Annotated in this window: 2 protein-coding genes and 1 pseudogene; 1 reads left to right on the plus strand and 2 read right to left on the minus strand. The window is 68.1% G+C overall.

Going from position 1 to position 2,176, the window contains the following annotated elements; genetic code table 11:
• Both DBR23_RS06965 and DBR23_RS06970 read right to left on the minus strand, forming a co-directional pair.
• Window positions 1–335 (minus strand): annotated as a pseudogene (locus DBR23_RS06965) (hypothetical protein); the annotation flags it as partial.
• 316 nt (window positions 336–651) lie between these two features.
• Entirely contained in the window at window positions 652–1,650 is a 999-nt protein-coding gene (locus DBR23_RS06970; RefSeq protein ID WP_233250311.1) for a YihY/virulence factor BrkB family protein, read from the minus strand.
• Between the two features lie 304 nt (window positions 1,651–1,954).
• Between DBR23_RS06970 and DBR23_RS06975 the strand changes: the two genes are divergently transcribed.
• The coding region (locus tag DBR23_RS06975; protein ID WP_146191262.1) for an SDR family NAD(P)-dependent oxidoreductase at window positions 1,955–2,176 on the plus strand (222 nt) is incomplete at its 3' end.

Genomic DNA, 2,176 nt, shown 5'->3' on the forward strand with positions numbered 1-2,176 from the left:
CCCGCCATGTCACCGGACCGGCCTGCGCTGCCGCCGGACTGCGGACGGTAGTTTGCTCCGCTATTCATAGCATTCTGGGCAGGTACAACCGGCGCTTGGGCTCGTTTTTCTTCAATGATTTCGGATTCGGGCGTGCGGGGGGCCGCCGCCAGGGTGGCGGGGGCTGTCGCATCGGCTGCTGCCGAGGGCGTACGGTTTTGCATCACCAGGGTGGCGCCCAAGGCCAGCACGCTCACGCCCAGCGCGCCAATGGCCGCCCACATCCATTTCAGGGCTGGTCCGGCGGGGGCTGCTGCGGGTACGGGCGAGGCAGGAGAAGAAACAGTCAGGTTCATGGTCATGTCCTTGTTCATGTCGGAGAAATCCGCACGGGGCGGCAGGTAGATGTGCGCTGCACGCCCGCTACGGAATGGGGCCGTGGTGTTTCAACGGCCTGGATGGTGCAAAGGTACACAGCGGGGGGCGCTGCGGTGTGGCCGGTTTGTAAGCGGCAGTAAGCAGCGGTAAACCAGCTTGGCCAGCACTTGCGGCGCCAGGCCCCGCATATAGGCCCTGCCCGCACGGCCCGGCAGCGCAACGGGCACCATCGCAGCGGCCCGAACGATCCGGGCGCCGCGCTGGCCCCAGCTTGTTGTGCGCTGTTGCCAACATTTACAGCTCCTGCACCCGCGCGCGGGCCGCAGCCGTCCATCGGGCCCAGCCCACCGGCCGGCGTGGCCCGGGGTGCAAGGCCTGCTCCAGCGCCTGCGCACAGCTGGCAGAAAACAGCAGGATGGCCGATGAAAAATAGATCCACATGAGCAGCACCACCAGCGAGCCCGCCGCACCATAGGCCGACACCACGGCTGCTGTGGACAGGTACCACGCCAGCAGCTGCTTGCCCACAGTGAACAGCGTGGCCCCCACCACGGCGCCCATCACCAGGTAGCGCAGCGATGGCTTGGGGCCCGCGCCGATGCGCATGAGCCCCACAAACAGGGCCACCGCAAACCCGAAGGCAATGGCTTCGTTGACGACCTGCAGCAGCGGTGCCAGGGGCGCCAAGGTGGGCATGTGTGCCACGGTCAGCCGCTCTCCCGCCCAGCCCGCCAACAGGTGGATCAGCGTGGACAGCGCCAGCGACACCATGAGCAAAAAGCCCAGCGCCAGCACATAGGCCAGCCCCCGCAGCCGCAGCGACGCCATGCGCCACCACGCGGCCTGCTGGGGCGGGGTGTAGCCATCCCGGCGCCACAGCCGCTCCAGCGCCGACTGCAGCTCCACAAACACGCCGGTGGCGCCCGAGACCAGCACCACAAACCCGATGACCGATGCCAGTCGCCCCTCGGACGGGGCCTGGGCGCTGGCCATGGCCTGGCGCACCACATCGGCCACCTGCTGGCCCATCACCGACTGCACCTGGGCAACCAGGCTGCTCTCCAGGTAGCTGCGGTCCACCCACCAGCCCAGCACGCCCACCAACAGCAGCAGCAGGGGCGCCAGGCTGAGCATGCCGTAGAACGACATGGCCGCGCTCATGCGCAGCCCATCGGCGTCCAGCCACATCTGCGCGGCGCGCCAGAACGGCTGCACCAGGCGCCACAGGGGCAACAGGGGCTGGGCGATGCGGGCAAGCGAAGTCGCCATCAGGGACGGAGGGGGCGCGGTCATCCCCGCGAGCGTAAGGCCTGGAGGCGGCCCCAGCCATCCGCCGCAGCCGCGAGGCGGGGTAGGCGCTGTCCCACAGGCAGCGTGCCGGGTGCAGCGCAGAGAGTTTCAAAGGTGACAGCACCGGTTTTACACGGTGCCTGGGCAGGGCTAGCATGGGGCGCTGTCGGTTGACTCGACCGCCATTGACACAGCGGCCACCGCCGCCCCAGCCGCACCTCCTCACCCACTCTGCGGGCCACAAGCCGTCGGGCCGGTCTTGGCATTCATTCACCTTCACCCCTCTCTGCACGAAAGCGTTTTTTCCATGAGCGTCAAGCAACTCTTCGATCTCACCGGCCAGGTCGCCCTGGTCACTGGCGGCTCGCGCGGCCTGGGCCTGCAGATGGCCGAGGCCCTGGGCGAAATGGGCGCCAAACTCGCCATCACCGCGCGCAAGGCCGATGAGCTGGCCGAGGCCAAGAAGCACCTTGAGGCGCAGGGCTACGAGGTGCTGACCGTGGTGAACGACCTCCAAAAGACCGAGGAC

The sequence above is a fragment of the Acidovorax sp. HMWF018 genome, from assembly GCF_003061035.1.
Lineage (GTDB): Bacteria > Pseudomonadota > Gammaproteobacteria > Burkholderiales > Burkholderiaceae_C > Acidovorax > Acidovorax delafieldii.